Origin of the sequence: Corynebacterium sp. HMSC069E04, assembly GCF_001813175.1 — a bacterium.
GTDB lineage: Bacteria > Actinomycetota > Actinomycetes > Mycobacteriales > Mycobacteriaceae > Corynebacterium > Corynebacterium aurimucosum.
The window spans coordinates 23,353-48,108 of record NZ_KV811687.1; the positions used below are offsets into that span (position 1 = coordinate 23,353).

The window sequence follows — 24,756 nt, forward strand, 5'->3', positions numbered from 1 at the left end:
CATGTCAAGTTGTCACTATAAACGGGGGTAGTCACCATGGGTTAGCCAGGACATTCGATGCCGAATGATTTGAGTGGTGTCGCCTGTGTCCGCAACGAAAGGAAGAAGATGCGTATTAAAGGCAGCCTTTTGAGCCCTGTCTGAAACCTCGCCGGTGTCAGGGATAGACTGGGCACAGTTAACCGCACGAACACGTATGAAGGGATTGTCAATGACTATCAAGGTAGGCGTCTTGGGGGCTAAAGGGCGCGTGGGCCAAGCAATCGTGGAAGGCGTTAATGCGGCAGAGGATTTGGAGCTAGTTGCTTCCATCGACCGCGAGACCCCGTTGGAGAAGCTGGTTGAATCTGGTGCCGAGGTCGCCGTCGACTTCACCCAGCCGGCATCGGTCATGGATAATCTAGAGTTTTGCATCGCACATGGCATCCACGCTGTTGTGGGGACCACGGGATTCGATTCAGAACGCCTAGCCAAGGTGGAGGAGTGGACTAAGAAAGAGGGCGCCGGCAACGTTCTCATCGCCCCGAACTTCGCTATTTCAGCTGTACTGACCATGGTGTTTGCCGCACAGGCGGCGAAGTTCTTTGACAGTGCCGAGGTAGTCGAATACCACCACCCGAACAAGCTCGATGCACCTTCCGGTACTGCGGTCCATACTGCGCAGGGCATTGCAAAGGCTCGCCAGGAGGCAGGCTTGGACGCTATGCCGGACAAGACCGAGCAGTCTCTCGATGGAGCGCGCGGCGCAGACGTCGATGGTGTTCACGTCCACGCAGTCCGTATGCAGGGAATGGTGGCTCATGAAGAAGTTATCTTCGGCACTCAAGGCCAGTCCTTGACCATCCGTCAGGATTCCTATGACCGCTCTTCCTTTACCCCCGGTGTTCTGCTGGGTGTACGAGAAATTGCATCCCACCCAGGCTTGACCGTGGGACTTGAGAAGTACTTGGGGCTGTAATGGCAAAAGTCTCTGAGCTTGATGTCCAGCTCATTGCGGCAACCGCTTTCCATGCGCCGCGAGGAGTGGACTGGGAGGTTGATGAGGGGGCGTCGGAAAGCGAGGCTCTAGTCGAATTTGCCGGGCGCGCCTGTTATGAGTCCTTCGACAAGCCGAATCCCCGTACCGCCTCAAATCAGGCCTATCTGCACCACATTCTGGAGGTAGGCCACGATGCATTGCTGGAGCATGCCACGGCGACGCTCTATATACGGGGACTGTCGCGGTCGGCGTCGCATGAGCTGGTTCGCCACCGTCATTTCTCCTTCTCGCAGCTCTCGCAGCGCTTTGTGCATTCCGAGGAAGCAGAGGTAGTTCTGCCCAAATTCATTGCGGAGGATGAACAGCTCACGCGGTTGACCTTGCAGGCGGCCGACGAAGCCAGGTTTGTCTACGAGGAGCTCCTTGACGCTCTCGAGTCCAAGTTGGAAGAGGAGCCAAATGCATTGCTGCGCAAGAAACAGGCTCGACAAGCAGCGCGTGCGGTATTACCCAATCTCACGGAATCCCGCATCGTCGTGACGGGAAACTATCGTGCGTGGCGCCACTTTATTGGCGCGCGGGCGACTGAACAGGCCGATACAGAGATGCGCCAGCTCGCCGTCACGTGTTTAAAGCTCTTGCGGGAGCAATCGCCGGTGCTTTTCGACGACTTCCATATCACCACCCTTGCTGACGGTACCGAAATGGCCTCGAGTCCCTACGCTTAAAGCACTCAGTAGGAGACTCGCGCACGACCCCGATGCGGCCAATGGGGGCGAAAGCAGGTAATCTTGACGCCTATGAGCACAGGTATGACAGCACAGGCAGGCGTCGACACCTTCGGACGCGTAGGCGTAGCTATGGTCACTCCATTTGACCAGGACGACGGCTTGGACGTGTCCGCTGGTCGTCGCCTAGCAGCTCATTTGGTTGATAGCGGCGTAGATTCGCTCATTTTGTCTGGGACCACGGGCGAATCACCGACGACGTCGTTGGATGAGAAACTGGAGCTGTTCGCAGCTGTAAAGGAAGAGGTAGGCGGCCGCGCTAAGTTGTGCGCTGGTGCGGGAACTAATAACACCGCCACCAGTATTGAGGCAGCGCGTGCTTTCGCTGATGCGGGAGCAGACAGCCTTCTGGTCGTGACCCCGTATTACTCCAAGCCTTCCCAGGCTGGTGTGTACGCGCACTTTAGCGCTGTGGCTGACGCCGTGGACCTCCCAATTTGTCTGTACGACATTCCTGGCCGCTCGGGCATTCCGATTGAGACGGAGACCCTTCTTCGCCTCGCGGAGGTGCCGAACATCAAGGCTGTTAAGGACGCCAAGGGCGACCTTGTAGCAGCCGCACCGCTTATCCAGGAAACCGGTTTGGCATGGTACTCCGGAGATGACGGACTGAACTTGCCGTGGCTGGCCCTCGGTGCTTCGGGCGTTATTTCCGTGATTGGCCATATTGCTCCGCGGGCCCTGGCTGATCTCTGCGTAGCCTTCGATGAAGGCGATATTGCACGTGCACGAGAGATTAACGCGAAAACTTTGTCCCCGCTCGTCGAGGCACAAGGTCGCCTCGGAGGAGTAACTCTTGTTAAAGCTGCCCTGCGCCTGCAGGGTATTGAAGTTGGAGAACCTCGTCTCCCAGTTACCGCGGCTGACGCGGAGGAGATCGAGGCTCTCCGCCACGATTTGGAAAAGGCTGGAGTCCTTTAAGAATGACTGAATCCCGTAATCGCTCCCGCAAGGTAACCCGTAAGGCGGGTCCGCCTTCGGAGACTGAGACCGCCTCGAATGAGGCGGCTTCGCCGGTTTTCCAAGCGCCGAACGAATCGGCTGCTTCCGGCGCCACCTCTAAGGAATCTGGAAACTCTGACGACGGCAACCGTCGTTCCCGTTCTCGTGGTTCCCGTGGCGGCCGTGGTCGCGGCCGCGGCGGCAACAACAACCACAACAACGGCAATAGCAACAACGGTGGTCGTAACAACCGTAACCGCAACAACAACCGCGGTCGCCGCAATGTGCCCAAGTCCATGCAGGGCGCGGACTTGACTAAGCGTCTGCCAGAGCCGCCGAAGCAGCAGAAGGATTCGCTGCGTATTTATGCTCTGGGCGGTATTTCTGAGATCGGTCGAAACATGACCGTCTTCGAGTACCAGGACGAAATGCTCATCATCGACTGTGGTGTGCTCTTCCCGTCCTCCGGTGAGCCGGGCGTGGACCTGATTCTCCCGGACTTTGGCCCGATTGAGAAGAAGATTCACAAGGTCAAGGCGCTCGTCGTCACCCACGCACACGAGGACCACATCGGTGCGATTCCGTGGCTGCTGAAGCTGCGCCCGGATATCCCGATCGTGGCTTCGCGTTTCACCATTGCGCTGATCGCGGCCAAGTGTAAGGAGCACCGCCAGAAGCCGAAGTTCGTAGAGGTCAACGAGAAGTCCGATGTGAACTACGGTCCGTTCCGCTGCCGTTTCTGGGCAGTGAACCACTCCGTCCCGGATGCGCTTGGCGTCATGCTGGGTACCCCGGCCGGCAACATCATCCACACCGGTGATATCAAGCTGGACCAGACCCCACTGGATAATCGTCCGACGGATCTGCCGGCCCTGTCGCGTTACGGCGATGAGGGCGTGGACCTCATGCTGTGTGACTCCACCAACGCCAACATTCCGGGTGTGTCCGCCTCTGAGGGCGACATTCCGGCAACATTTAAGCGGCTGGTGTCTGGGGCCAAGCAGCGCGTGATCATCGCCACCTTCGCCTCCAATGTTTACCGCGTGCAGGCGGCTATCGACGCCGCCGTGGCCGCCGGCCGCAAGGTTGCCTTCAACGGTCGCTCCATGATGCGCAACATGGAAATTGCGGAGAAGATGGGCTTCCTCAAGGTGCCGCGCGGCACCATTATCCCGATCGATGAGGCAGCCAAGATGGCTCCGCACAAGGTGCTGCTCATCACCACCGGTACCCAGGGTGAGCCGATGGCGGCGCTGTCCCGCATGGCACGCCGCGAGCACCGCCAGATCACGGTTCGCGATGGTGACCTCATCATCTTCTCCTCCTCCCTGATTCCGGGTAACGAGGAAGCCGTGTTTGGCGTTATCAACATGCTCTCTCAGATTGGTGCTGAAGTCATCACCAACAAGGAAGCTAAGGTTCACGCCTCCGGCCACGGCTACGGGGGCGAGCTGCTCTTCCTTTACAACGCTGCCCGCCCGAAGAACGCGATGCCGGTGCACGGTGAGTGGCGCCACCTCCGCGCGAACAAGGAGCTGGCTATTTCCACCGGTGTGGCCCGCGACCGCGTGGTCTTGACTCAGAACGGTGTTGTCGTCGATCTGCGCAACGGCCGCGCTGAAGTTGTCGGCCAGATCCCTGTGGGCAACCTCTACGTCGATGGTGTGTCGATGGGTGATGTCGACGCAGATACCCTGGCGGACCGCACCAACCTGGGTGCTGGCGGCGTTGTTTCCATCACCTGCGTCATTGATAACCGCACCTCGCGCCTGCTCGAGCACCCGACGGTGTCCACAACGGGCTTCTCCGACGATGACCGCGGAATCGTGCCCGAGGTGGCTGAGATGGTGGAGAACACCATGAATGACCTCGCAGCGGAGGGTGAGAACGATACCTACCGCATGGTGCAGAAGCTGCGCCGCAAGGTGTCGAAGCTCATGGATTCCAAGTACAAGCGCGAGCCGGTGATTCTGCCGACCATTGTGCCGACGAACTCGGATATCTTGCTGCCTGACGACGACGAAGTTCACGCTTCCCGTGAATCGCTCTAGGCTTTAGGCCAACAGCGCCCCAGCGTTCCCGTCTTTGGTGGGTATGCTGGGGCGCATGTCGTTTTCCTCAAGCGAGCGCGCCAAAATGGTGGCGTTATTTCATGAACTTGGTCCCGACGCACCGACGTTGTGCGTGGGCTGGTCGGCCCATGACCTCATAACGCATTTGTGGGTTCGTGAGAACCGCCCTGATGCTGCGATCGGGGCTTTTATCCCGGCACTGTCTTCTCATGCTGATGACATCGCTAGGAAGATTCGTGCGCAGAAGGCATATGAGGAGCTTGTTGATTCCTGGGGTAGGGGAGCGGGCAGACTGAATCCTTTGCGCTATGCGGACTCGGTGTTCAATGCTGCGGAACACTTTGTCCATCATGAGGATCTTCGCCGCGCCAATGGTCACACTGAACCGCGGGATTTGTCACGAGCCGCACACGCCGAGCTTCGTGCGCCGTTGAAACTACTAGGCACACGGCTGTTATCACGTTCTCGCCGTCCTGTCGTGCTGGAACCACAGGGCTTTCCACCGATCGTGGCCGCGGATAAGCGGCACGTTTCGGAGCAAGGCGATGCAGTGGTGCGGGTGCGTGGCACCGTGGCCGAATTGCTTTTGTGGGCTTTCGGCCGCGAGGCCGCGCGGGTTGAGATCGAGGGCGATACCTCCGCCATCGTTAGGTCAAGCCTGTAGGCTGAACTGCGAAAATTCTTTAGCATGCGCGTGTGGCGCATGTGGTTAATGGTGCGTTTGCTACTAGAGTGGCAGGCATGTCTGTCAAGAACGCTCCGTCTCGCGCCTCCGGTCGAGGTCGCACCGTAAATCGGGCGCGGCCGTCGGGCCGCACAAGCTACTCGCTGACGTCTGCAACCCGCGCTGCCGAGTCCTCCGAGGAGAGGACCGGCAGCGCCTTTCGTGCCGTTGGCCGCGGACTCGGCAGCGTTTTTGGCGCCACCGCCAAGGGCATGGGAAGCATGGCGCGGGGAGTCGGGCATGGCCTCGCTGGGCTTAAGCCAGCTGAAGCGGGAAGCCGGGACGAGGATCTCTACGATTCTGCTTATGATGCGCCCCATGATGAGGGGGCAATTGATGATTACGACGAGTTGAGGGAGCCAGGGGAAATTTCTGGACGCGCGAAGAATAAAAAAACTAGCAAGAGGGCAGAGGGCGCTGCTTCGTCGAAGAGCAAGGTGACCCGGGCCCATGACGTCGACGGTGATATGCCGACGACCGTTATGGAGCGCCCTACTCGCATGGAGAAGAGCATTCGTGTCTCTAATCCAGATGCGGTTGCGCTCGTGCTGATTGGTGTGGCCATCATCCTTGCCTGTGCAACGTGGTTCCAAGTCGCCGGCATTATCGGTGAATACCTCACCAATGCTGTTCGCTACGTCATTGGTGCTGGCGCCTATGTCCTTCCCGTGGCATTGATTGCGGTTGCCATCGCGCTCATGATGGACCTGTCCGGTCCTGCGGGCCATTTCAAGCCGCGCGTCGTGGGTGGCACCGCCCTCATCGTGGTGTGCATGCTCAGCCTCATTCATATTTTCGCTGGGCTCCCGAAGCTGACCTGGAAGGACAATGCCGCCGGAGAGGCCGGTGGTGGCATCGGGTATCTAGTAGGCGAGCTATTGGTAGCGGCCTTCTCCAGCTATGTGGCGGTGCCACTGCTTTTCCTGCTCATCGTGTACGGAGCGCTCAATATCACTGGCATCACCCTGCGCGAGGCATATGACTTCGTGGCCGCCCAGTTTTCCGCGCTCCTCGGCGGACTCCGCGATCGGAAGAACCGCTCAGATGAGGAGCTGCTTGACGACGCCCCCGCGGACGATTACGGCTACGCCAGCGAGGACATCGACGCCATCGCCGAAGGGCGCGAGCGTCCCGCACGCCCGGCGTATACTCCGCGCCCGCGCCCGAAGCTGACACCGAAGCAGCCCCCGAGGCAGATGCCGGATGAGAATGCCACGGTTTCCTTTGACTCCGCGGCACAGCCAGTATCCCAGGAGCCGGTACAGCACGGCCGCCCAAGCTTTGATAGCCGAGTCGATGACACAGATGAGATCCCTGTCGTGTCGGAACCGGAACCTGCTCCGCAGTCGGAGCAGACGGCGGCACCGCAGCCAGTATCCAAACCAGCACCGAAAAAGCGTCCCCGCGTGGACGTCGGTGGTGCCGCCGGTGCAGCACTGGGAGCGGCGGCTGCCGAGGCGTCGGCAAGCGCAGCGTCGGCTGGCTCAGCGGGAGAGGACGTGGTCTCCGCCGCTCATTCCGAGGCAGTGCGCATGTTCCAGGAACGATCCGGACGTGATGCGCGAACGGGTGCCAAGATTGAGGATGAAGCCCAGAGCGTAGCCGAAGAAACACCCGCAGCTCCGAGTGGTGCGGAAGACACTGCCCTGGGCGGCGGCTACGATGTGCCGACGACGGACCTGCTCACCGCCGGCAAACCTGCGAAGGCACGCACGGAGGCTAACGATCGCATCATCGAGGCCATCACCGAGGTCTTTGAAGAATTCAAGGTCGATGCCCAGGTAACCGGTTTTAGTCGTGGTCCGACAGTCACGCGCTATGAGATCGAGCTGGGCCCTGGCGTCAAGGTCTCGAAGATTACAAACCTGCAGTCCAACCTGGCCTACGCCGTCGCGACGGATAACCTGCGCCTGCTCACCCCGATTCCGGGCAAGTCCGCAGTTGGCATTGAGGTGCCCAATGCGGACCGAGAGATGGTGCGTCTGCGCGATGTCTTGGATTCCCCGGCACTGCGCGCCGACCATGACCCCATGCTGATTGGCTTGGGCAAGGATATCGAAGGCGAGTACACCTCCTTCTCCGTGAAGAAGATGCCGCACCTGCTCGTGGCCGGCGCAACCGGTTCGGGTAAATCGGCGTTCGTGAACTCCATGCTGGTCTCGCTGTTGACCCGCGCGACGCCGGAAGACGTCCGCCTCATCCTCGTCGACCCGAAGATGGTGGAGCTCACACCGTACGAAGGTATCCCGCACCTCATCACTCCCATCATCACGCAGCCGAAGAAGGCTGCGGCGGCCCTGCAGTGGCTGGTGGAGGAGATGGAGCAGCGCTACATGGATATGCAGGCTGCCCGCGTGCGCAAGATCGAGGACTTCAACCGGAAGGTCCGCAGCGGCGAATACCAGGCTCCTGCCGGCTCCCAGCGAGAGATGCGCCCGTACCCGTACATCGTGTGTGTCGTGGACGAGCTCGCAGACCTCATGATGACAGCCCCGAAGGAGATCGAGGACTCTATCGTCCGCATCACCCAGAAGGCGCGCGCAGCCGGCATTCACCTTGTGCTCGCAACGCAGCGCCCGTCCGTGGACGTGGTGACCGGTCTTATTAAGACCAACGTTCCTTCTCGTCTGGCTTTTGCGACGTCCTCGCTTACGGACTCTCGAGTCATCCTGGATCAGGGTGGAGCCGAGAAACTCATTGGTATGGGCGATGGCCTCTTCATCCCGCAGGGCGGCCGCCCAGTGCGTATGCAGGGTGCGTTCGTCTCCGACGAGGAGGTGCAGGCGGTTGTCGACGCCGCGAAGGCACAGGGCTCGCCGAACTACACCGAAGGCGTGACGGACGATAAGGCCTCGGAGGCGAAGAAGGAGATCGACGAGGAGATCGGCAAGGATATGGACGACCTCTTGGAGGCCGTCGACCTTGTGGTCACTTCCCAGCTGGGTTCGACGTCGATGCTCCAGCGCAAGCTGCGCATCGGCTTTGCCAAGGCCGGTCGACTCATGGACCTCATGGAGTCGCGCGGTGTGGTCGGGCCTTCCGAAGGCTCCAAGGCCCGTGAGGTATTGGTCAAGCCGGAGGAGCTCGACACCATCATCTGGATGATCAAGGGCGCTGACCCAGCAGAGGCCCCGAAGGAGGTCCAAGACGCTGAAGATGCCGGCGGGGTAGATGACGCTGAAGCCGATACCCGCACCGTAGAAATCTCCGCTAACCCCTCCACAGGTGCGTTCTAAGCTCCGTGTAGGATAGGACGAGTCTTGGAGGGGAGTACCCCAATCCACGGCGTCGATCGTCAACACGGCAACTGCGGTACAGTTCCCGGTCGCGCCGGCTAGCGGGACTGTGCATAGAGCCTGCTAGCGGGGGAGACCTCCGGTCTTTATTGTCGCGTCGACCGGAGGGATAACTCATTATGCATGTGCCACTATGGGTCTGGGCCATCACCATCGCGGTGATCTTGGGCTTTTTTGTTTTCGATTTCTATAGCCACGTCCGCTCACCCCACGAGCCCAGCATCAAGGAATCCGGTGGGTGGACACTGTTCTACATGGCCGTCGCCGTTGTCTTTGGCGGAGTTGTATGGGTGCTGTGGGACAGTGAACATGCGGCACAGTTCTACACCGGTTGGGTGACGGAACAGGCGTTGAGCGTGGATAACCTGTTCGTGTTCTCGCTCGTCATGGGCTCCTTCAAGATTCCCCGCAGGTATCAGCAGAAGGTCCTGCTCATCGGTATCGTCCTAGCGCTGGTTTTCCGCCTTGTCTTCATCTTGATGGGCGCGGCCATTATTGCGGCATGGTCGGATGTCTTCTACCTGTTTGCCATCTTCCTTATTTACACCGCAGTCAAGCTGCTCATCGATGAGATCAACGGGACGCCCGAGACCGACCCCAACGACATGCTGGTAGTCAAGTGGCTGCGCAAAGTGGTCCATGTGACCCCGCGCTACCACGGTGACAAGCTCACCCACCGTGAGGAATCCGGTGAGAAGAAGGGCAAATTCGCCCTGACGCCGCTTTTCGTTGCTTTGGCGGCTATCGGGCTGATCGACGTCATGTTTGCCTTCGACTCCATCCCAGCTATCTACGGCATTACCTCGGAGCCTTTCCTCGTCTTCACCACCAATGCCTTCGCTCTCATGGGGCTGCGCCAAATGTTCTTCCTCATTGATGGCCTGTTGGACCGCCTGGTCTACCTGCCTTATGGCCTGGGTATTATCTTGCTGTTCATTGGTGTCAAGCTGCTCTTCCACGCTCTGCACGAGAACAACTTGCCCTTCATCAATGGAGGTGAGAATGTCAGCGCAGTACCGGAGATTACGACCCTTGTGTCGCTACTGGTCATCGTCGGCGTCCTCCTGGTTACGGTGTTGCTGTCAGTGTGGAAGGACAAACGCGACCAAGCCCAGGGTGGCGTGGTGGTTTCTCACAACCACTATGATTGGGACGATTTTGGCAACAAGATCGTACGCAACAAGGAGGGCGAGCTCGTCGGCAAGGCGGACGAACTTCCCAAGTCCGAGCTGCCTTAAACTCGGGCTGCGGGGATTTAGAAGGAATTAATAACGGGATTCCACTCGCGGAAAGCGCGCCCAGTAACAGCGCCTTCGGTGTAGAAGGGATCCTGGTCCATGAGGGCGATGACATCGGCCACCTTTACGGACTCATCCTCAAATTGCAGGACGATGAGCGCCCCGCCCTTGGAATCGGTGTAGGGGCCAGAGCCACAGATCTGGCCCTTGTCGTGGAGTGCGCCGATGAATTCGCGGTGCTTCGGGCGAACCTCAGCAATAACCGGGTTAGATGGATTGTATTCATAGGAAACTGCGAAATACTTCATACCGACCATGGTAGTGCTCGCCCGAGGGGCAGGCAGGCCACGGTAGGATGAAGAGCGTGAATGATTCTCAGGCTGCGCACAAGCAATCTCAAACTACGGATGTTAACCCCGAGGTCTCCAATTGGAACCTGCCCAACATCCTGACCAGTTTGCGCATCCTCTTTATCCCCCTGTTTGCCTGGCTGGTGCTCGCCGGCCATGAATGGTGGGCTTTCCTCTGCTTCGCGCTCTTGATGCTCACGGATAAGTTGGATGGCGATATTGCACGCGCGCGGGGACTCATCACTAACTTTGGCAAGATTGCGGACCCGATCGCGGATAAAGCCCTGATGACCGCGGCCCTCGTGTGCCTCAATATCACCGGGGCTTTGCCGGTGTGGATCACCGTGCTGATTCTGTTTCGCGAATTCGGCATTACGATTTGGCGCTTCTTCTTGCTGCGTCAAGGGAAGGTGGTGCCGGCTTCCCAAGGTGGAAAGCTCAAGACAGCGTTGCAGACTGTGGCGGTGGCGTTGTATCTTTGTCCGCTGCCAGGGTGGATGGACCTTCCGAGCCTCCTCGTTATGTTGGCCGCCGCCTTCGTTACCGTCCTGACCGGCATCCAGTACCTCATTGATGGCCATAGGGAGAACCAATGAGCATCGAGGCGCAACTAGTATCCACGCTCAGCGAACGCGGTGAAACTGTGGCGTTCTGTGAGTCCCTTACTGCTGGTCTAGCCGCTGCGACTGTGGCGTGCATCCCGGGAGCCTCGGCGGTGCTGCGGGGTGGGCTGGTGACGTATGCGACAGAGGTCAAGGCTCATTTTCTCAACACCACCGTGGAAGAACTTGAGGAGCAAGGCGTGGTGTCTGCTGCGACTGCTGCGCAGATGGCTGAGGCGGCGGTCGTTGAAACGCGTGCAGATTGGGGGGTAGGGCTGACTGGTGTAGCCGGGCCGGACCTCCAGGAAGGCAAACCCGCGGGCACGGTGTACGTGGGGTTATGCGGGAGGGGTGGCGGGGGCGTCGCCAAGCGCGGCGTCCTTTATGAGCTTCCTGCTGAGGGGCGCAACGCGATTCGTTTCGCTGCCGTTGAGGCGGCATTGAGTCTTCTCCTATCAACTCTTGAAGAAAATTAGTTGATTGTGGGAACAAGTACGACTGCTGAGCCGTTGTACGGGGTGATGAACACTTCAGTTGCACTACTCGATAAACCCACCCAGTCCCCGGCGCGGTCGACGCGGACTCCTGAACCGCTGCTGCGTGAGGCCCTCGGATTAACGCTTCGCGCCTTCCGCGCGGATAAAGGCGTGACCCTCCGCGAACTCGCCGGTGTGGCGCGTGTTTCCCCGGGATATCTTTCGGAGCTGGAGCGTGGCCGCAAGGAGGTTTCCTCCGAGCTGCTGGCCTCTGTCTGCCATGCACTCGATGTCAGCGTCTCCGATGTCCTCATTGAGGCGGCCGGCTACATGGCGTTGCCGTCGATGGATGAGGAACTTGCATCCACTGCGCCAGCTGCATCCGAGTTATAGAACTGCGGCGTAGCTCTCCTTGCTTCGCTAATATTAGGCAGGCAGAGAATACTCTGATTACCCATTTATCCACACAACGAACTGCTGAGAAAGGCACCTTCTGTTATGGCGAATCCATTCGTAAAGGCCTGGAAGTACTTGATGGCTCTCTTTGACTCGAAGATCGAAGAGAACGCTGATCCGAAGGTGCAGATCGAGCAGGCGATCGAGGACGCGCAGCGCCAGCACCAGGAGCTATCCCAGCAGGCCGCTGCGGTGATTGGTAATCAGCGTCAGCTGGAGATGCAGCTCAACCGTCGTCTTAGTGAGATTGAAAAGCTGCAGCAAAACACCCGCAACGCTCTCAGCTTGGCGGACAAGGCCCGTGCTGAGGGTGACGTGCAGAAGGCTACCGAGTATGAGAACGCAGCGGAAGCCTTTGCCGCCCAGCTGGTAACCGCGGAGGAGTCTGTTGAAGACACCAAGAAGCTGCATGATCAGGCACTGCAGCAGGCGGAGCAGGCTAAGAAGGCCGTCGAGCGCAATGGCATGGCTTTGCGTGAGAAGGTTAACGAGCGCTCGAAGTTGCTGTCCCAGCTCGAGCAGGCCAAGATGCAGGAGAAGGTCTCCGACTCCCTTAACTCGATGAACGAGCTCACCGCGAATGGCAACACGCCTTCCCTAGATGCCGTGCGCGATAAGATTGAGCGCCGCTACTCCAAGGCTTTGGGTCAGGCGGAGCTCGCGGAGAACTCTGTGTCGAACCGAATGCATGAGATTGAGCAGGCCGGTGTGCAGCTGGCTGGCCACTCCCGTCTTGAGCAGATTCGCGCCGAGATGAACAATCCGAAGGCTGTAGAGGGCAACTCCCAGCAGGCAATCGGTTCGGCTGAAGCTAAGGCTCAGCCGAACGTGCAGGATGATGCCGTCCAGGCTCGCCTGCGTGAGCTGCGCGGTGAATAAAGTTTAGTCTCCGACGCCGCGCGCTTGCAGGGCCTCGCCCATGGCGCGTGCGCGACGGATCGAGCGAATGATAACCGGGGTGCCAAAGGCGGTTAGTGATGCCGTGGCACCCCGGGCTTTTCGTGCGTCCAGCACCTCGACGACCGTTCCTAGCATCAGGGGAAGTAAACGAATGGTCAGGGACATCGCTAGCGTGATGTTCTCAACGGGGACCCCGAGGCGCCCCAGAGGAGCCAGGGCGCGATCCAGGGAGTCCATCATCTCCGAGACCTTTGTGGTGAGTGTTAGCAGCACCGCCGCGCTAATGGCGGCGTAGATGGTGAGGAACATGATGGCAGCCGCCGTCAGGTCTTTCTGCCACCACTGGAACGCGGCGAGCGCGAGGAGAAGGTAGAGCGGCGGTGCGAGTTGGCCAAACGCAACGCGGAAAGGAACTCGGGCAATAGGGAAGAGGCCAAGGGGGAGAGCCAGGCTCACCGCCGCCCAAGGGATCGTGTGCACCGCCAGCGATGTTACGAGAATGAAGGCGATGAGTAGTAGGAACTTCACCGCGGCGGGGATGCGGTGAATGATGGTATCGGCGTCGACATAGAAGCCGAGTGGGATGTTCTTGGGCATGAGTTAGAGCGGGCGGGATTCCATAAGGTTCGTGTAGAAGGGGATGACCTCCTCGGGTGCTCCATCGGCAACGACGCTGTGGTTGTCTATGCACAGAACGCGGTCGAAATCGGAGAGGAAGTCTAGATCGTGAGTGACGACGATGAGCTGTTGTTCCAGACGTGCGAACTCGCGGCGAATGCGGTCGCGGTTGCGCAGGTCGAGCAGGGTGGTTGGCTCGTCAGCGATGATGATGGTCGGTTCGATGACCAGTACTGAGGCCAGTGCAAGGAGCTGTTTCTGCCCACCTGAGAGCGTGTGCGGAGACTGCTCTGCTAAGGGGCCTAGGCCGAAGCGTTCGAGGGCGGCGTCGACACGCTTGGTACGTTCTTCCCGAGACAACTTGAGACGACGCAGGGAGAACTCCACGTCATCGCGTACCTGCGGCATGACGATCTGGTTCTCGGCATCAGAAAAGACGAAACCCACGCGGCGTCGGATTTCCTTGCCGTGCTTGGCGACGTCCAGGTTGTCCACCACTACCTGACCGCTGGTGGGGTCACCGAGTCCGTTGATGAGCCGAACGAGCGTGGACTTGCCGCCACCATTGGCACCGATAATGCCGATGCGCTGTTCGCTCAAGCAAAGTGAAATGTCTTTGAGTACGGGGGTTTCGTCGAAGGTGACGGAAACATTGCGGAAATCGATCTGCGGCACGGGAGCTACTTCGCTTGGGCGCGTCGACCCATCAGATCGGGGAATGCTGCATGAACACCGACCGCGATAATGACCATGACGGCGACCTTGATGAGATCGGGGATGATGAATGGGCCTTGGGCAATGATGGCAGCCCCGAAGGACATGTCAGAGCGGAACATTAGGCCCAGGCTTCCACAGAAATATTGCACAGCTAAGCCAACAAGACCAGCAATGGCGAGGATGGCGGTCATGCCTCCCTTGTCGCGCGGCGCCCGGTAGGCGATAAGACCGGTGATGGCCGGAGCGACCACATATCCAACGAGGTAGCCCACCGTGGGGCCGGCGATAGCACTTAACGCGCTGCGCCCGCCAGCCAGGATGGGAAGACCAACGAGGCCGAGAGCTATGAAAAGCAGACCCACGAAGAGGCCGCGCCGGCCGCCGAGAACCAGGCCGGCCAGGATGATAACGGCATTTTGGAGAACGATGGGCACACCCGCGGTGGGGGTGGGGATGGAGACGAAAGCAAAGACTATGATGAGCGCGGTGAAGACCGCGACGTACGCGATGTCAGCCGCGACGGAATTCTTTTTCATGGGCCAAAGTTTATCCAGCGGGGTAACGGTGCAGCAAATGAGCCCTTTTGAACACCGTTCAAGCATGGGCTTTGGATCCCACGATCACCCCGAACGGGGTACCCTCGGGGCATGGCAGATAGGCAGGGACAAGCACGGTTTAACGATGTGATGCACCTAAGCGTGCGCGGGGGTGCAATAACACTTCTCTCCGGCTTGGTCATAGGTAGTCTGACTGGATGTTCGTTGATGAATTCCGCGAATGTCATTGAAAATATCGATAGGGCAGCCGGGGTGAAGGAGGGGGATCCTGGCAGCGTGGACATGCAGATCGGTGACATCTTTGATTCCGAGTATGAACGGGTGATCTTAATTTGCCCCGGTGCTTCCGAAAAAGATGTCCTAGCGGCGAGCGAAGGTACCTGGCAGGGCGGTAGTGATGAGGACGATGAGTGGGTGCCGCCTGCTGCGGGGCAGGTTGAGCTCTACCGGGATGTGCAAAGGCCCGGGTATTCCTCATTCATGAGCAGTAGGGCTGACCTTGACGAGCTAGACATGTGTGGTCAACTAGGGGAGGAGGTGGCCGTTCTTCCAGCTTCTGAGAAGGTGACTTTCTCTCGGCAGGAGCAGGGTGGCCCGTGGGTGCTCCAGTAACGGACTTGGCGCCCTGGACACGCGTCACGGCAGAATGGCCAATCGAACACTTGTGTGTGTATTGTGGGGACGTGGTCCGGTGAGCGCGTTAAGGTGCTTTCGTGGCTTGTGGTGAGGGTGAAAGGCTAATTGAGTCAAAGCCTGGGAACCAAAGTCACGAGGCGGCAGTCTAACTAGGTGCCACCTTTAATTAACACTCAAGCATTAACACGCACGTATTAACGAGCAAGAATGCACAACAACTGACGCACGATAGTGAGGAAATGAATGGCTACGAAGAAGAAGTCCTCGACGGCGAACAAGGGCGATGATCGTCAAAAGGCCCTTGATGCCGCAATGGCGATGATTGAGAAGGATTTTGGTAAGGGCGCCGTCATGCGTTTGGGCGATGATGACCGCCCGCCAATCCAAGCCATTTCCTCCGGCAACACAGCTATCGATATCGCATTAGGCGTCGGCGGTTTCCCGCGTGGGCGTATCGTGGAGATTTATGGCCCGGAATCCTCGGGTAAGACCACCGTTGCGCTGCACGCCATTGCATCGGCGCAGAAAACTGGTGGCATCGCCGCATTTATCGATGCTGAGCACGCTCTCGATCCGGAGTATGCACGCCTGCTCGGCGTGGATACGGACAACCTGTTGGTTTCCCAGCCAGATACCGGTGAGCAAGCTTTGGAAATCGCCGATATGCTGGTGCGTTCCGGTGCCATTGACATCATTGTCATTGACTCGGTCGCGGCGCTGACACCGAAGGCTGAGATTGAGGGCGAGATGGGAGATAGCCACGTTGGCCTTCAGGCGCGCCTCATGTCCCAAGCGCTGCGCAAGATGACCGGTGCTCTGTACAACTCGGGCACCACCGCCATCTTCATCAACCAGCTGCGTGAAAAGATCGGCGTAATGTTTGGCTCGCCGGAAACCACGACGGGTGGTAAGGCGCTGAAATTTTACGCCTCGGTGCGTTGCGATATTCGCCGAATCCAGACCCTGAAGGATGGTCAGGATGCCATTGGTAACCGCACCAAGCTCAAGGTTGTGAAGAACAAGGTTTCCCCGCCGTTCAAGATCGCTGAGTTCGACATCATGTACGGCGAGGGCATTTCGCGCGAGTCTTCCATCATTGACTTGGGCGTCGAACACGGCTTCATCAAGAAGTCTGGCTCGTGGTTTACCTATGAGGGCGACCAGCTGGGCCAAGGCAAGGAAAAGGCCCGTAACTTCCTCAAGGACAATCCAGATCTCGCGGATGAGATTGAAAAGAAGATCTTCGTCAAACTCGGCGTTGGTGCCGCCGCTGCCGAAGCGGGCGAGGATGTAGCGATGGACGTGCCGGGCGCGGACGATCCGCTGACGGATGAGGCTGTGGATCTCGTACCGAACGTCGATTTCGACGACGACTAATCGGAATCAATGCCACAACCTTCACCAGAGAAGCTCGAAAAGCTGCGTCGCGCTCTCGAAGCCTACGAGTCGGGTGACGTCGGCGGGCAACTCATTGACGCGGAAGCCGAAGCGGCGAAGGCACCCGTGCGTTCCCGTGCGCTAGGTCTACTGGATCAGCGGGCGCGTTCCCGCAAGGAGCTGCGTGACCGGCTCGTCGCTGCGGACTTTGAGCCAGAGGTCGTTGACACTGTCGTCGATGATTTAGCAGGGGCAGGGCTTGTTGATGATGAAGCCTTTGCCAAGGAGTGGGTGCGTCAGCGTCACGCCCGGCGAGGAAAATCGGCCCGGGCCCTCAACCTCGAATTGAAGGAGAAGGGCGTCGAGGCTGCCGACCGTGCCATAGCTTTAGAGCAGGTCACTGAAGAATCTGAAGAGGTTGTCGCCCGCCAGGTAGCTGAGAAGAAGGCGCGAACCCTCAAGAGGGTTCCCGCTGACCGGCATGAGAGGGACAAGTTCTTGCGTCGCATCGTTGGCACGCTCGCGCGGCGCGGCTATAACCAGGAACTCGTTATGCGTATCTCCATTGAGGTCTTGGACGCACGCATTGCTGAACTTAAGGCATTATGAGTAGTCGGATGGGCCAGTTAGAATGTCCCCCCGTGAACTCCCCCGTAATTAATTCCCAGCCCCGCACCTATGAGGTGCGGACTTTCGGCTGCCAAATGAACGTTCATGACTCAGAGCGCATCTCCGGCCTGCTTGAGGAAGCCGGCTATTCGGCGGCACCGGAGGGCACTGAGCCTGACCTCATCGTTTTCAATACTTGCGCCGTGCGCGAGAACGCCGATAAGCGCCTGTACGGCACGTTGGGTGCGTTAAAGAAGACGAAGGAAAACCACCCGGGCATGCAAATCGCGGTGGGTGGCTGCTTGGCGCAGAAGGATAAGGACATAGTCCTTGACCATGCGCCGTGGGTAGACGCTGTTTTCGGAACCCACAACATGGCTGCCCTGCCGGCATTGCTGGAGCGTGCCCGCCACAACGATGAGGCCCAGGTCGAGATCGTCGACGCCCTGGAGGCCTTCCCGTCCGTGCTGCCGGCAAAGCGCGAATCCGCTTATGCCGGGTGGGTATCGGTATCCGTGGGCTGCAATAACACCTGTACCTTCTGCATTGTTCCTTCGCTGCGCGGCAAGGAAGAAGACCGCCGCCCAGGCGATATCCTCGCAGAGGTTCAAGCACTGGTGGACCAGGGCGTGTCCGAGGTGACCTTGTTGGGGCAAAACGTCAACGCCTATGGTGTCAACTTCGCCGACCCGGATCTGCCGCGGGACCGCTTCGCTTTCTCCAAGCTGCTGCGGGAAGTGGGCAAGATTGAGGGCCTTGAGCGCCTCCGCTTTACCTCCCCACACCCTGCCGAGTTTACGTCCGATGTTATCGATGCCATGGCGGAGACCCCAGCGGTGTGCCCACAGCTGCACATGCCGCTTCAGTCTGGTTCGGACAAGGTGCTCAAGGACATGCGCCGTTCCTATCGCACGAAGAAGTTCCTGGGCATTCTCGATGAAGTGCGAGAGAAGATGCCGCATGCTGCCATTACGACGGATATAATTGTGGGCTTCCCTGGCGAGACAGAGGAAGACTTCGAGGCCACTCTAGAGGTGGTGCGCCGCGCCCGCTTCGCGTCCGCCTTTACCTTCCAGTACTCGCCGCGCCCAGGCACCCCGGCTGCGGAAATGGAGAATCAGATACCGAAAGAGGTCGTGCAGGAGCGCTTCGAGCGCTTGCTAGCGCTGCAAGACTCCATCCAGGCTGAGGAAAACGCGAAGCTCGTCGGTTCCGATGTGGAGCTTCTGGTTCAGGCGGAAGGTGGTCGTAAGTCCGCCGAGACTCACCGCCTTACCGGCCGTGCCCGCGACGGTCGCCTCGTTCACTTCGCTCCCGTCGATCCTGCGGGCAAGGACATTTCCGCGGAGATTCGTCCCGGTGATGTCGTGCACACCACCGTGACGGGTGCGGGCTCCTTCTTCCTGGTTGCTGACTCCGGCGTCAGCGAGCACCGCCGCACGAAGGCCGGCGATATGTCGGCGGCAGGGCAGACACCTACGACGGCTCCGATTGGGGTGGGGCTGGGGCTGCCGGGCGTCGGCAAGCCCAGCGCGCCGGCTGATTCTTGCGGCTGTTAGAAGAGAGTAGGCTCCGGTTCTATGAGTGATGACTTGAAGCAGGTGCGCGACGCCGTCGCGGCAGAGAAGCGTGCAGCGAGGACCATTGAACTGGGAAAGCACAAATACGCGCTCATCGTATCCGTCCTGGCGTGGGTAGCGTACCTGGTGCTTCCTTATGCTGGCGAGGCTCGCGGATGGGAAGCGCTCTTCGTCGGAGGAACCGTTGAGGGAGTCCGGATCTCGCTTATGGAGACCGTCAGCGCCTGGCTAGCGTTGGGTGGCGTGGGTATTCTGACCACGGCCACACTCCTCACGCGGCGGACGTCTGTAGCTCTCGCCGCATGGATGATGGTGACCATCTCCTTTTTCGTCAACTTATGGGGCTTCTGGTACCGCGGCGGCGCCGCTGAGGGTGCTTCCATCGGCATGTACGTGGGTGCTATCTCGACGTTGGTGGCCTTTCTTGTGTACTGCCAAGTTGCGTTGCGCCGCAACCCTGAGCAGCTAGCCGCCGCTGAGCGTGTCCGTGAAGTCTCGGGGCAGCTTGACCACGTGGGTGTCTTGCAAAACGAAGCCGCGACTGAGCTGCCAGCGGAGCAGAACCCGCTGCTTATCGACGACCGCCGCGCACGCGCCGTCTCACGCCACCGCCGTCAGCAGGGCGAGGAATAAGCGCTACGAGATTCGTGTTGTGGAGTGCATGACTACACTCTTCGGCTCACTTGAATTGGGACGGCTAACCCTGCCAAACCGCGTGACCATGGCAGCTTTGACCCGCTCACGTGCAGGCCGTGACGGTGTCCCCACACATGTGCACGAGACGTACTACACGCAGCGCGCTTCCATGGGCCTTATCGTGACAGAGGGCGTATTCCCCTCGGTGACGAGCCGCGCCTTTCCTGGCCAGCCCGGTGTCGAAACTCCAGAGCAGATTGCCGGGTGGCGTCGCGTGACGGAGTCCGTCCATGAGGCCGGCGGACGCATTTTCATGCAGGTAATGAATGGCGGGCGCCTGTCTCATGTCAGTCTCCTCGAAGGGGCACAGCCGGTAGCGCCCTCCGCAGTGGCCTCGGGGACTGCGGTCAGAGATTTTGAGTCCCGCAAAGAGTGCCCGGTTCCCCGAGCCCTCGACGTTGAAGAGCTACCTCGCATCATCGGAGAGTTCCGTCAGGCCGCTCGCAACGCCATCGACGCAGGGATGGATGGCGTAGAGATCCATGGCGCCAATGGCTACCTTCTGCATCAATTCCTTTCCCCGAGCTCCAATCACCGAGAGGATGCTTATGGTGGAAGCCCAGAGAATCGCTATCGCCTCGTGGAGGAAATCCTCCGTGCTGTGGCCGAGGAGATCGGTGCAGACCGTCTCGCACTGCGGCTGTCGCCACAACACAATATTCAGGGCATCGAGGAAACTGACGCCGCGGATGTGCTTGCCACGTATGGAGGGCTGCTCCGTGCAAGTGAAGACCTCGGTCTGGCCTATGTTTCCTTCCTCCACGCAGAGCCTACCGGTGAGCTCATTACTGAGCTGAGCACCCTTGCACGCGCTAACGGGCGCACCCGCGTCATCCTGAATTCGGGATTTGGCCAGGTCACCCAGCGCGCCGAAGCCGAGGAGCTGGTTCAGCATGGTGATGCGGTGGCCGTGGGCCGCTTGGCCATCTCGAACCCGGACCTCGTTCGCCGCTGGCAGGAGCAGCTTCCAATCACCGCGCCGGACGAAGGAACGTTTTACACAGGTGGGGAGCGCGGCTACACCGATTATCCGCTCTACACGGTGAGCTCGTAGGCGCTGCTGGCGGAGATGATATGCGCGCCGAGGCGCGCGTAGAGCGCATTCATCGCTGGATCAGCTTGGGCCACAGAACAGTACGCCCGGCGAACGGTGGGCCAGTGGTGCGTCACCGCGTACTGAGCATGCTGCTTGGCGCGCGTGGCCAGTCCGCGCCGGCGGTAGGCGCGGTCGGTGACTGTGAGAGTCCACTCGCACACTTCAGGGTCTGCATCGCCGTGGCGCGACAGCTCCGTGAGTGCGACGACTCGACCGCGCTCGAGAATGCCGACGAGCAACGTGTGAGCCTTCCGGGAGCGTAGCCGGGCGTAAGCTTCGTTGAGGCGCTGCCGCGTCCACACGATGGGCTCAACGCTCAAGTCACCGTACACGGCGTCGGCGGAGGCAATGGTGAGCAAGCGGAGGACATCATCCAGAAGCTCTTTCGGGATGTCATAGTCCGGCCACACCTGCGCACCGAGCACCGGGGCAGTGGGCTGGATGTCGACGTACATCTGACGCTCGGCGTGCTTCTGGCGAAACCCCAGTTCGAGGTAGGCCTGCGACATTGGATCGTAGGTATGGTCCGCGTCCGGTGGATACAGCATGCCAACCTGGGCATTCTTGCGGCCCAGTTGGCGGGTAAGCCGGAGTGCCTCGCGGGCGAGGGCTCGCGTAACGTCGAGAGCCTCTGGCTCTAGTTCCTCCCCAGGCAAGGGCAAGAGATCCGCGGCGAGAACGCATTCGATATCGGCGTTGTCCGTTTCCTCCAAGAGAGGAAGTGAGATATGGATGAAACCGTCGAAGTCGATTTCTGGGCTGGGCTCGGCTGCTGAAATGACCGGCAGCCCCAGTTCTCCTGCAGTGCCCATAGCAGTGGTAGTGAGCCCGAAAAGGTAAGTCACGGACTCTGCGGAGCCTTGCAAGCGCTGGAGCACACGGCGTGGAGAGCCACTGGCCGCGGGATCACCGCTGGCTTCCTGTGCGGCAAGGTTAGCGTCGAAGACAAAGCTGCGGAGGCAATCCGCCGGCTCAGCGTGTGCCGAGCCCGGCGGGGCGACTATCTGAACGAACACTCAGACTGGGAGCCGCTACTTATCGTTGACAGCAGCCGCAGCGGCATCCGCGAACTCCTGCCATTGCTGCGCCTGGGCGCGCAGTTCCTCTGCCTTTTTGGCATTGCCCTTGGCGTCTGCGGCCTCCGCCTGTGCAGTGAATTCATCCACCTTGGCTTGGAACTGGGCCACGCGGGCTTGGGCCTCTGGGTCCGTCCGGCGCCATTGTGAATCCTCGGCGTCGCTCACGCGCTTTTCCAACGCCGAGATCTTAGACTCGTATTCGCGCACCTGCTTGCGCGGGACGAAACCAATCTCTTCCCACTTTTCCTGCAGCTCCCGCAGCTTGGCCTTTGCAGCGTCGATGGACTTGGATGGATCAATCTGGGAGTCATATTCCGCAATGAGCGCGTCCTTGGCGGCGGCGTTTTCTGCGAATTGCTTATCCCGTTCGTCGTTGACCGCGTTGCGGGCGTTGAAGAAGTGGTCCTGCGCGGCACGGAAGCGGGCCCAGAGTTTATCGTCGATCTCGCGGGGAGCGCGGCCAGCGGCCTTCCACTCCGTCATGAGGTCACGGTAAGCACGCGCCGTTTCACCCCAGTTGGTGGATTCCTTAATAGCCTCCGCGCGCTCCACTAGCTCTTCCTTCTTGGCGCGGGCTGCAGCGCGGTTGCGATCGAGCTCGGCGAAATGCGAGCCCCGACGACGGTTAAAGGAATCGCGGGCGCGGGAATAGCGCTTCCACAGTGCATCATCCGTCTGACGGTCGATGCCACGAATCTGCTTCCACTCCTCGAGGATGGCGCGAATGCGGTCGCCGGCGGCCTTCCACTCCGTCGAGTTGGCGGCGATGTCCTCGGCCTCGGCCGCCAGCTTTTCCTTCTTGGCGATTGCCTCTTCGCGGCGGCGAGCCTTGTTAGCCTGCGCCTGCTCGCCGGCCTCCACGGAATGCTCAATGACGGTGCTCAGGCGCTTGTCCAAGGCGGCAATATCACCAATCACTGCCTGCGTGGGCAGGGAGTCCCGGAGCTCTGCCGCGGTTGATTTGATCGACGCTGCATCGTCCGGATGCGCCTGCAGGCGGGATTCCAGCAGCTCGATTTCGGTAGACAGATCGTCGTAGCGGGCGCCAAAGTGCGCCAAGCCTTCTTCTGGGGTGCCTGCCTGCCATTCGCCGATCTTGCGTTCACCTTCGGGCGACTTCACAAAGACCGAACCATCAGCATCAACGCGGCCCCATTTAGCGGGATCATTCTTTGCCGGCTGCACCGGTCGTGCGGCGGGGGCGGAAGCCGACGGGCCGGGACGAGCGCCCTTGCGGGGCATGGCTCCAGGAGAAGGAATAGCGGACATGGTAGGAAACCACCTTCGGTACTATCGCGCCGCGCGACACGGCTGCCAAAACTTATGTGACACAACACTACCGTTTCCGCCGTGCAGCCGCGTGTTAACCCCGAAAAACAAACCTTATAGGATGGGAGTTGATGCAGAATCTCATGGTTATGCCAGCCTCCCCGGCTCTGGCGGAAGAACTCTCTCCCGGCGATGACGCTTCGCGCGCGCTGCTCGGCGCGGCCTGCGAGCTCGCTCGCGATGCCGCACGCATAAGCGGCGGAGGCCCTCTCAAGGTAGATATCGTGGGATCGCGTGATACTCGGTGGAGCACCGAGCATACGGGAAGCTTGCGAGCATGGGGAGCGCCGCAGGTCGACGTCGGCGGAGGCAACTTTCTGCCAGAAATCATGGCCCGCTACGTGCTTTGTCGCGCGCTTGCCCACACACCCGATGAACCAGGCTTCGTGGTGGAAGATTCCCGCGCTGAACTCGGTGAGGTCCATCCCGCCCGCCTGACCGTTGTCTGTGTTGATGGCTCAGCAGGCCTGACCAAACGCGCGCCACTAGCCCTCGTCGACGGCGCACGGGATGCCCACCTGTGGTGCGAAAGCGTTCTTGCCGGCGGGGAAGCACACTGCGACGAGGCACGTCTGCGGTCCGCAGGTGTGCTCGAGACGAACCTCTGGGCACAGCTGGCAGGCGTGCACCCACGGCACGCGGAGCTTCGGGCAGCGGATTCAACCCTCGGGGTAGGGCGCTATGTGGCGGGGTGGCAGTGCTGATGACTCATACTCACCCGCACGCACCAACCCCCATTGCAGTGGTTGGCCCGACGGCCTCCGGAAAGTCGGCTCTCGGCGTAGCTCTTGCACACGAGCTTGACGGGGAAGTTGTCAACGTTGATTCGATGCAGCTCTACCGTGGCATGGACATCGGCACCGCCAAGCTAACGATGGAGGAACGCGAAGGTATCCCACACCATCAGCTCGATGTGTGGGACGTGACGGAAACGGCGTCGGTAGCACGCTATCAGTCCGCTGCCATCGCGGATATCGAGAGTATTCGAGCGCGTGGCAAGACTCCGATCTTGGTGGGCGGCTCCATGCTTTATGTCCAATCACTCGTGGATGATTGGCAATTCCCGCCCACTGATCCGCAGGTGCGCGCTCGCTGGGAAGCCCGGCGCCAAGAGATTGGTACCGATGCCTTGCACGCAGAGCTTGCCAGCGTGGACCCGGCAGCCGCGGCCATCATTGAAGATAAGGACCCGCGCCGTACCGTGCGCGCGCTGGAAGTCATCGAGCTTACAGGCAAGCCTTTCAAAGCCAGCCAGCCACCGAAGAACGCCCCGCCCCGGTGGGGCACGAGAATCCTCGGGTTGCGCACGGAAGCCAGCTGGTTGAACCCGCGCATCGAGCTGCGTAGCCGCCTCATGTTCGACAAGGGGCTGGTGGAGGAAGTGGAGAGCCTCCAAATCCGCGGCTTGAAGGCTGAGTCCACAGCCGGGCGGGCGATTGGCTATGCCCAAGTTCTCCAAGCACAGCGCGGAGAGCTGACATGGGAGGAGGCAGTGGAGCGCACTATCACCGGAACCCGCCGCTATGTGCGCCGCCAGCGCGCCTGGTTCAACCGCGATAAACGGATCCACTGGTTGGATGCCGCGGCTGACACGACCACGCAGGCTTTGCGTGTCCTCGAAGGGCGTTAGACTCTACAG

At 60.0% G+C, this 24,756-nt stretch carries 25 protein-coding genes; 19 read left to right on the forward strand and 6 right to left on the reverse strand.

Going from position 1 to position 24,756, the window contains the following annotated elements; genetic code table 11:
• The first annotated feature begins 211 nt into the window (after positions 1–211).
• The 7 genes from dapB to HMPREF2896_RS08430 all read left to right on the forward strand — a co-directional run bounded on the left by dapB (position 212) and on the right by HMPREF2896_RS08430 (position 10,039).
• On the forward strand, positions 212–958 hold the full coding sequence (gene dapB, locus HMPREF2896_RS08400) for a 4-hydroxy-tetrahydrodipicolinate reductase (protein ID WP_070644986.1): 747 nt from the start codon (positions 212–214) through the stop codon (positions 956–958).
• Positions 958–1,707: an FAD-dependent thymidylate synthase gene (thyX, locus tag HMPREF2896_RS08405; protein WP_070513046.1), complete on the forward strand. Its 750-nt coding sequence runs from the start codon at positions 958–960 to the stop codon at positions 1,705–1,707. The genes dapB and thyX overlap by 1 nt, the downstream gene beginning before the upstream one ends.
• Before the next feature lie 72 nt (positions 1,708–1,779).
• Positions 1,780–2,688 carry a 4-hydroxy-tetrahydrodipicolinate synthase gene (gene dapA, locus HMPREF2896_RS08410; RefSeq protein ID WP_070719116.1) on the forward strand — a complete coding sequence of 303 codons (909 nt, stop codon included), beginning with the start codon at positions 1,780–1,782 and terminating at the stop codon, positions 2,686–2,688.
• 2 nt (positions 2,689–2,690) lie between these two features.
• Complete coding sequence (locus HMPREF2896_RS08415) at positions 2,691–4,760, forward strand: ribonuclease J (RefSeq protein WP_070719120.1); 2,070 nt, start codon at positions 2,691–2,693, stop codon at positions 4,758–4,760.
• A 43-nt stretch (positions 4,761–4,803) separates the two neighbouring features.
• The gene (locus tag HMPREF2896_RS08420) at positions 4,804–5,445 is read left to right on the forward strand and encodes a TIGR03085 family metal-binding protein (protein WP_070719122.1); all 642 of its coding nucleotides are present in this window, start codon (positions 4,804–4,806) and stop codon (positions 5,443–5,445) included.
• A 77-nt stretch (positions 5,446–5,522) separates the two neighbouring features.
• On the forward strand, positions 5,523–8,741 hold the full coding sequence (locus tag HMPREF2896_RS08425; protein WP_070719125.1) for a DNA translocase FtsK: 3,219 nt from the start codon (positions 5,523–5,525) through the stop codon (positions 8,739–8,741).
• Between the two features lie 179 nt (positions 8,742–8,920).
• Complete coding sequence (locus tag HMPREF2896_RS08430) at positions 8,921–10,039, forward strand: TerC/Alx family metal homeostasis membrane protein (RefSeq protein ID WP_070644975.1); 1,119 nt, start codon at positions 8,921–8,923, stop codon at positions 10,037–10,039.
• A 17-nt stretch (positions 10,040–10,056) separates the two neighbouring features.
• Here the strand turns inward: HMPREF2896_RS08430 and HMPREF2896_RS08435 are convergent, their stop codons facing one another.
• Positions 10,057–10,347, reverse strand: a complete 291-nt coding sequence (locus HMPREF2896_RS08435; protein WP_010190299.1) for a YciI family protein — start codon at positions 10,345–10,347, stop codon at positions 10,057–10,059.
• Positions 10,348–10,394: 47 nt separating this feature from the next.
• On the opposite strand from HMPREF2896_RS08435, the gene pgsA reads away from it, so the two are divergent.
• The 4 genes from pgsA to HMPREF2896_RS08455 all read left to right on the forward strand — a co-directional run bounded on the left by pgsA (position 10,395) and on the right by HMPREF2896_RS08455 (position 12,802).
• Entirely contained in the window at positions 10,395–10,985 is a 591-nt protein-coding gene (pgsA, locus tag HMPREF2896_RS08440) for a CDP-diacylglycerol--glycerol-3-phosphate 3-phosphatidyltransferase (protein WP_210386014.1), read from the forward strand.
• On the forward strand, positions 10,982–11,467 hold the full coding sequence (locus tag HMPREF2896_RS08445) for a nicotinamide-nucleotide amidohydrolase family protein (protein WP_070644971.1): 486 nt from the start codon (positions 10,982–10,984) through the stop codon (positions 11,465–11,467). The genes pgsA and HMPREF2896_RS08445 overlap by 4 nt, the downstream gene beginning before the upstream one ends.
• 45 nt (positions 11,468–11,512) lie before the next feature.
• The gene (locus HMPREF2896_RS08450; RefSeq protein WP_049157573.1) at positions 11,513–11,860 is read left to right on the forward strand and encodes a helix-turn-helix domain-containing protein; all 348 of its coding nucleotides are present in this window, start codon (positions 11,513–11,515) and stop codon (positions 11,858–11,860) included.
• A gap of 105 nt (positions 11,861–11,965) precedes the next feature.
• Entirely contained in the window at positions 11,966–12,802 is an 837-nt protein-coding gene (locus HMPREF2896_RS08455; RefSeq protein WP_070446724.1) for a PspA/IM30 family protein, read from the forward strand.
• Between the two features lie 3 nt (positions 12,803–12,805).
• Here the strand turns inward: HMPREF2896_RS08455 and HMPREF2896_RS08460 are convergent, their stop codons facing one another.
• The 3 genes from HMPREF2896_RS08460 to HMPREF2896_RS08470 are packed head-to-tail and all read right to left on the reverse strand — an operon-like array spanning position 12,806 to position 14,694.
• The gene (locus HMPREF2896_RS08460; RefSeq protein WP_070446725.1) at positions 12,806–13,420 is read right to left on the reverse strand and encodes an energy-coupling factor transporter transmembrane component T family protein; all 615 of its coding nucleotides are present in this window, start codon (positions 13,418–13,420) and stop codon (positions 12,806–12,808) included.
• Between the two features lie 3 nt (positions 13,421–13,423).
• The gene (locus HMPREF2896_RS08465) at positions 13,424–14,116 is read right to left on the reverse strand and encodes an energy-coupling factor ABC transporter ATP-binding protein (RefSeq protein ID WP_070719128.1); all 693 of its coding nucleotides are present in this window, start codon (positions 14,114–14,116) and stop codon (positions 13,424–13,426) included.
• Positions 14,117–14,121: 5 nt separating this feature from the next.
• Positions 14,122–14,694 carry a biotin transporter BioY gene (locus HMPREF2896_RS08470; RefSeq protein ID WP_070719129.1) on the reverse strand — a complete coding sequence of 191 codons (573 nt, stop codon included), beginning with the start codon at positions 14,692–14,694 and terminating at the stop codon, positions 14,122–14,124.
• A gap of 228 nt (positions 14,695–14,922) precedes the next feature.
• Here HMPREF2896_RS08470 and HMPREF2896_RS08475 point away from each other — a divergent pair, with 228 nt between their 5' ends.
• The 6 genes from HMPREF2896_RS08475 to HMPREF2896_RS08500 all read left to right on the forward strand — a co-directional run bounded on the left by HMPREF2896_RS08475 (position 14,923) and on the right by HMPREF2896_RS08500 (position 20,667).
• The gene (locus HMPREF2896_RS08475) at positions 14,923–15,327 is read left to right on the forward strand and encodes a hypothetical protein (protein WP_070719132.1); all 405 of its coding nucleotides are present in this window, start codon (positions 14,923–14,925) and stop codon (positions 15,325–15,327) included.
• A gap of 267 nt (positions 15,328–15,594) precedes the next feature.
• Entirely contained in the window at positions 15,595–16,728 is a 1,134-nt protein-coding gene (gene recA, locus HMPREF2896_RS08480) for a recombinase RecA (RefSeq protein ID WP_070446729.1), read from the forward strand.
• Between the two features lie 9 nt (positions 16,729–16,737).
• Positions 16,738–17,337 carry a recombination regulator RecX gene (gene recX, locus HMPREF2896_RS08485; protein WP_070719134.1) on the forward strand — a complete coding sequence of 200 codons (600 nt, stop codon included), beginning with the start codon at positions 16,738–16,740 and terminating at the stop codon, positions 17,335–17,337.
• A gap of 8 nt (positions 17,338–17,345) precedes the next feature.
• Complete coding sequence (miaB, locus tag HMPREF2896_RS08490) at positions 17,346–18,896, forward strand: tRNA (N6-isopentenyl adenosine(37)-C2)-methylthiotransferase MiaB (protein WP_083311473.1); 1,551 nt, start codon at positions 17,346–17,348, stop codon at positions 18,894–18,896.
• A 21-nt stretch (positions 18,897–18,917) separates the two neighbouring features.
• Positions 18,918–19,550: an Rv2732c family membrane protein gene (locus tag HMPREF2896_RS08495; protein WP_070719138.1), complete on the forward strand. Its 633-nt coding sequence runs from the start codon at positions 18,918–18,920 to the stop codon at positions 19,548–19,550.
• A 28-nt stretch (positions 19,551–19,578) separates the two neighbouring features.
• Positions 19,579–20,667, forward strand: a complete 1,089-nt coding sequence (locus HMPREF2896_RS08500) for an alkene reductase (protein WP_070719140.1) — start codon at positions 19,579–19,581, stop codon at positions 20,665–20,667.
• Here HMPREF2896_RS08500 and HMPREF2896_RS08505 read toward each other — a convergent pair.
• Both HMPREF2896_RS08505 and HMPREF2896_RS08510 read right to left on the reverse strand, forming a co-directional pair.
• The gene (locus HMPREF2896_RS08505) at positions 20,649–21,725 is read right to left on the reverse strand and encodes a GNAT family N-acetyltransferase (RefSeq protein WP_070644959.1); all 1,077 of its coding nucleotides are present in this window, start codon (positions 21,723–21,725) and stop codon (positions 20,649–20,651) included. The genes HMPREF2896_RS08500 and HMPREF2896_RS08505 overlap by 19 nt on opposite strands.
• A gap of 15 nt (positions 21,726–21,740) precedes the next feature.
• Positions 21,741–23,057: a DUF349 domain-containing protein gene (locus HMPREF2896_RS08510; RefSeq protein WP_070644957.1), complete on the reverse strand. Its 1,317-nt coding sequence runs from the start codon at positions 23,055–23,057 to the stop codon at positions 21,741–21,743.
• A gap of 131 nt (positions 23,058–23,188) precedes the next feature.
• On the opposite strand from HMPREF2896_RS08510, the gene HMPREF2896_RS08515 reads away from it, so the two are divergent.
• Both HMPREF2896_RS08515 and miaA read left to right on the forward strand, forming a co-directional pair.
• The gene (locus tag HMPREF2896_RS08515; protein ID WP_070719142.1) at positions 23,189–23,821 is read left to right on the forward strand and encodes a hypothetical protein; all 633 of its coding nucleotides are present in this window, start codon (positions 23,189–23,191) and stop codon (positions 23,819–23,821) included.
• Positions 23,821–24,747: a tRNA (adenosine(37)-N6)-dimethylallyltransferase MiaA gene (gene miaA, locus HMPREF2896_RS08520; protein ID WP_070446946.1), complete on the forward strand. Its 927-nt coding sequence runs from the start codon at positions 23,821–23,823 to the stop codon at positions 24,745–24,747. Before HMPREF2896_RS08515 ends, miaA begins: the two co-directional genes overlap by 1 nt.
• The last annotated feature ends 9 nt before the right edge of the window (positions 24,748–24,756 follow it).

Coding starts and splice junctions, on each gene's coding strand:
- HMPREF2896_RS08415 (WP_070719120.1), top strand. CDS start 2,691: ATGACTGAATCCCGTAATCGCTCCCGCAAGGTAACCCGTAAGGCGGGT.
- HMPREF2896_RS08425 (WP_070719125.1), top strand. CDS start 5,523: ATGTCTGTCAAGAACGCTCCGTCTCGCGCCTCCGGTCGAGGTCGCACC.
- recX (WP_070719134.1), top strand. CDS start 16,738: ATGCCACAACCTTCACCAGAGAAGCTCGAAAAGCTGCGTCGCGCTCTC.
- miaB (WP_083311473.1), top strand. CDS start 17,346: ATGGGCCAGTTAGAATGTCCCCCCGTGAACTCCCCCGTAATTAATTCC.
- HMPREF2896_RS08460 (WP_070446725.1), bottom strand. CDS start 13,420: ATGCCCAAGAACATCCCACTCGGCTTCTATGTCGACGCCGATACCATC.
- HMPREF2896_RS08470 (WP_070719129.1), bottom strand. CDS start 14,694: ATGAAAAAGAATTCCGTCGCGGCTGACATCGCGTACGTCGCGGTCTTC.
- HMPREF2896_RS08475 (WP_070719132.1), top strand. CDS start 14,923: ATGAATTCCGCGAATGTCATTGAAAATATCGATAGGGCAGCCGGGGTG.
- HMPREF2896_RS08495 (WP_070719138.1), top strand. CDS start 18,918: ATGAGTGATGACTTGAAGCAGGTGCGCGACGCCGTCGCGGCAGAGAAG.
- HMPREF2896_RS08455 (WP_070446724.1), top strand. CDS start 11,966: ATGGCGAATCCATTCGTAAAGGCCTGGAAGTACTTGATGGCTCTCTTT.
- HMPREF2896_RS08445 (WP_070644971.1), top strand. CDS start 10,982: ATGAGCATCGAGGCGCAACTAGTATCCACGCTCAGCGAACGCGGTGAA.
- HMPREF2896_RS08430 (WP_070644975.1), top strand. CDS start 8,921: ATGCATGTGCCACTATGGGTCTGGGCCATCACCATCGCGGTGATCTTG.
- HMPREF2896_RS08500 (WP_070719140.1), top strand. CDS start 19,579: ATGACTACACTCTTCGGCTCACTTGAATTGGGACGGCTAACCCTGCCA.
- recA (WP_070446729.1), top strand. CDS start 15,595: ATGGCTACGAAGAAGAAGTCCTCGACGGCGAACAAGGGCGATGATCGT.
- HMPREF2896_RS08420 (WP_070719122.1), top strand. CDS start 4,804: ATGCTGGGGCGCATGTCGTTTTCCTCAAGCGAGCGCGCCAAAATGGTG.
- HMPREF2896_RS08435 (WP_010190299.1), bottom strand. CDS start 10,347: ATGAAGTATTTCGCAGTTTCCTATGAATACAATCCATCTAACCCGGTT.
- miaA (WP_070446946.1), top strand. CDS start 23,821: ATGACTCATACTCACCCGCACGCACCAACCCCCATTGCAGTGGTTGGC.
- HMPREF2896_RS08515 (WP_070719142.1), top strand. CDS start 23,189: ATGCAGAATCTCATGGTTATGCCAGCCTCCCCGGCTCTGGCGGAAGAA.
- dapA (WP_070719116.1), top strand. CDS start 1,780: ATGAGCACAGGTATGACAGCACAGGCAGGCGTCGACACCTTCGGACGC.
- pgsA (WP_210386014.1), top strand. CDS start 10,395: ATGAAGAGCGTGAATGATTCTCAGGCTGCGCACAAGCAATCTCAAACT.
- HMPREF2896_RS08450 (WP_049157573.1), top strand. CDS start 11,513: ATGAACACTTCAGTTGCACTACTCGATAAACCCACCCAGTCCCCGGCG.
- dapB (WP_070644986.1), top strand. CDS start 212: ATGACTATCAAGGTAGGCGTCTTGGGGGCTAAAGGGCGCGTGGGCCAA.
- HMPREF2896_RS08510 (WP_070644957.1), bottom strand. CDS start 23,057: ATGTCCGCTATTCCTTCTCCTGGAGCCATGCCCCGCAAGGGCGCTCGT.
- thyX (WP_070513046.1), top strand. CDS start 958: ATGGCAAAAGTCTCTGAGCTTGATGTCCAGCTCATTGCGGCAACCGCT.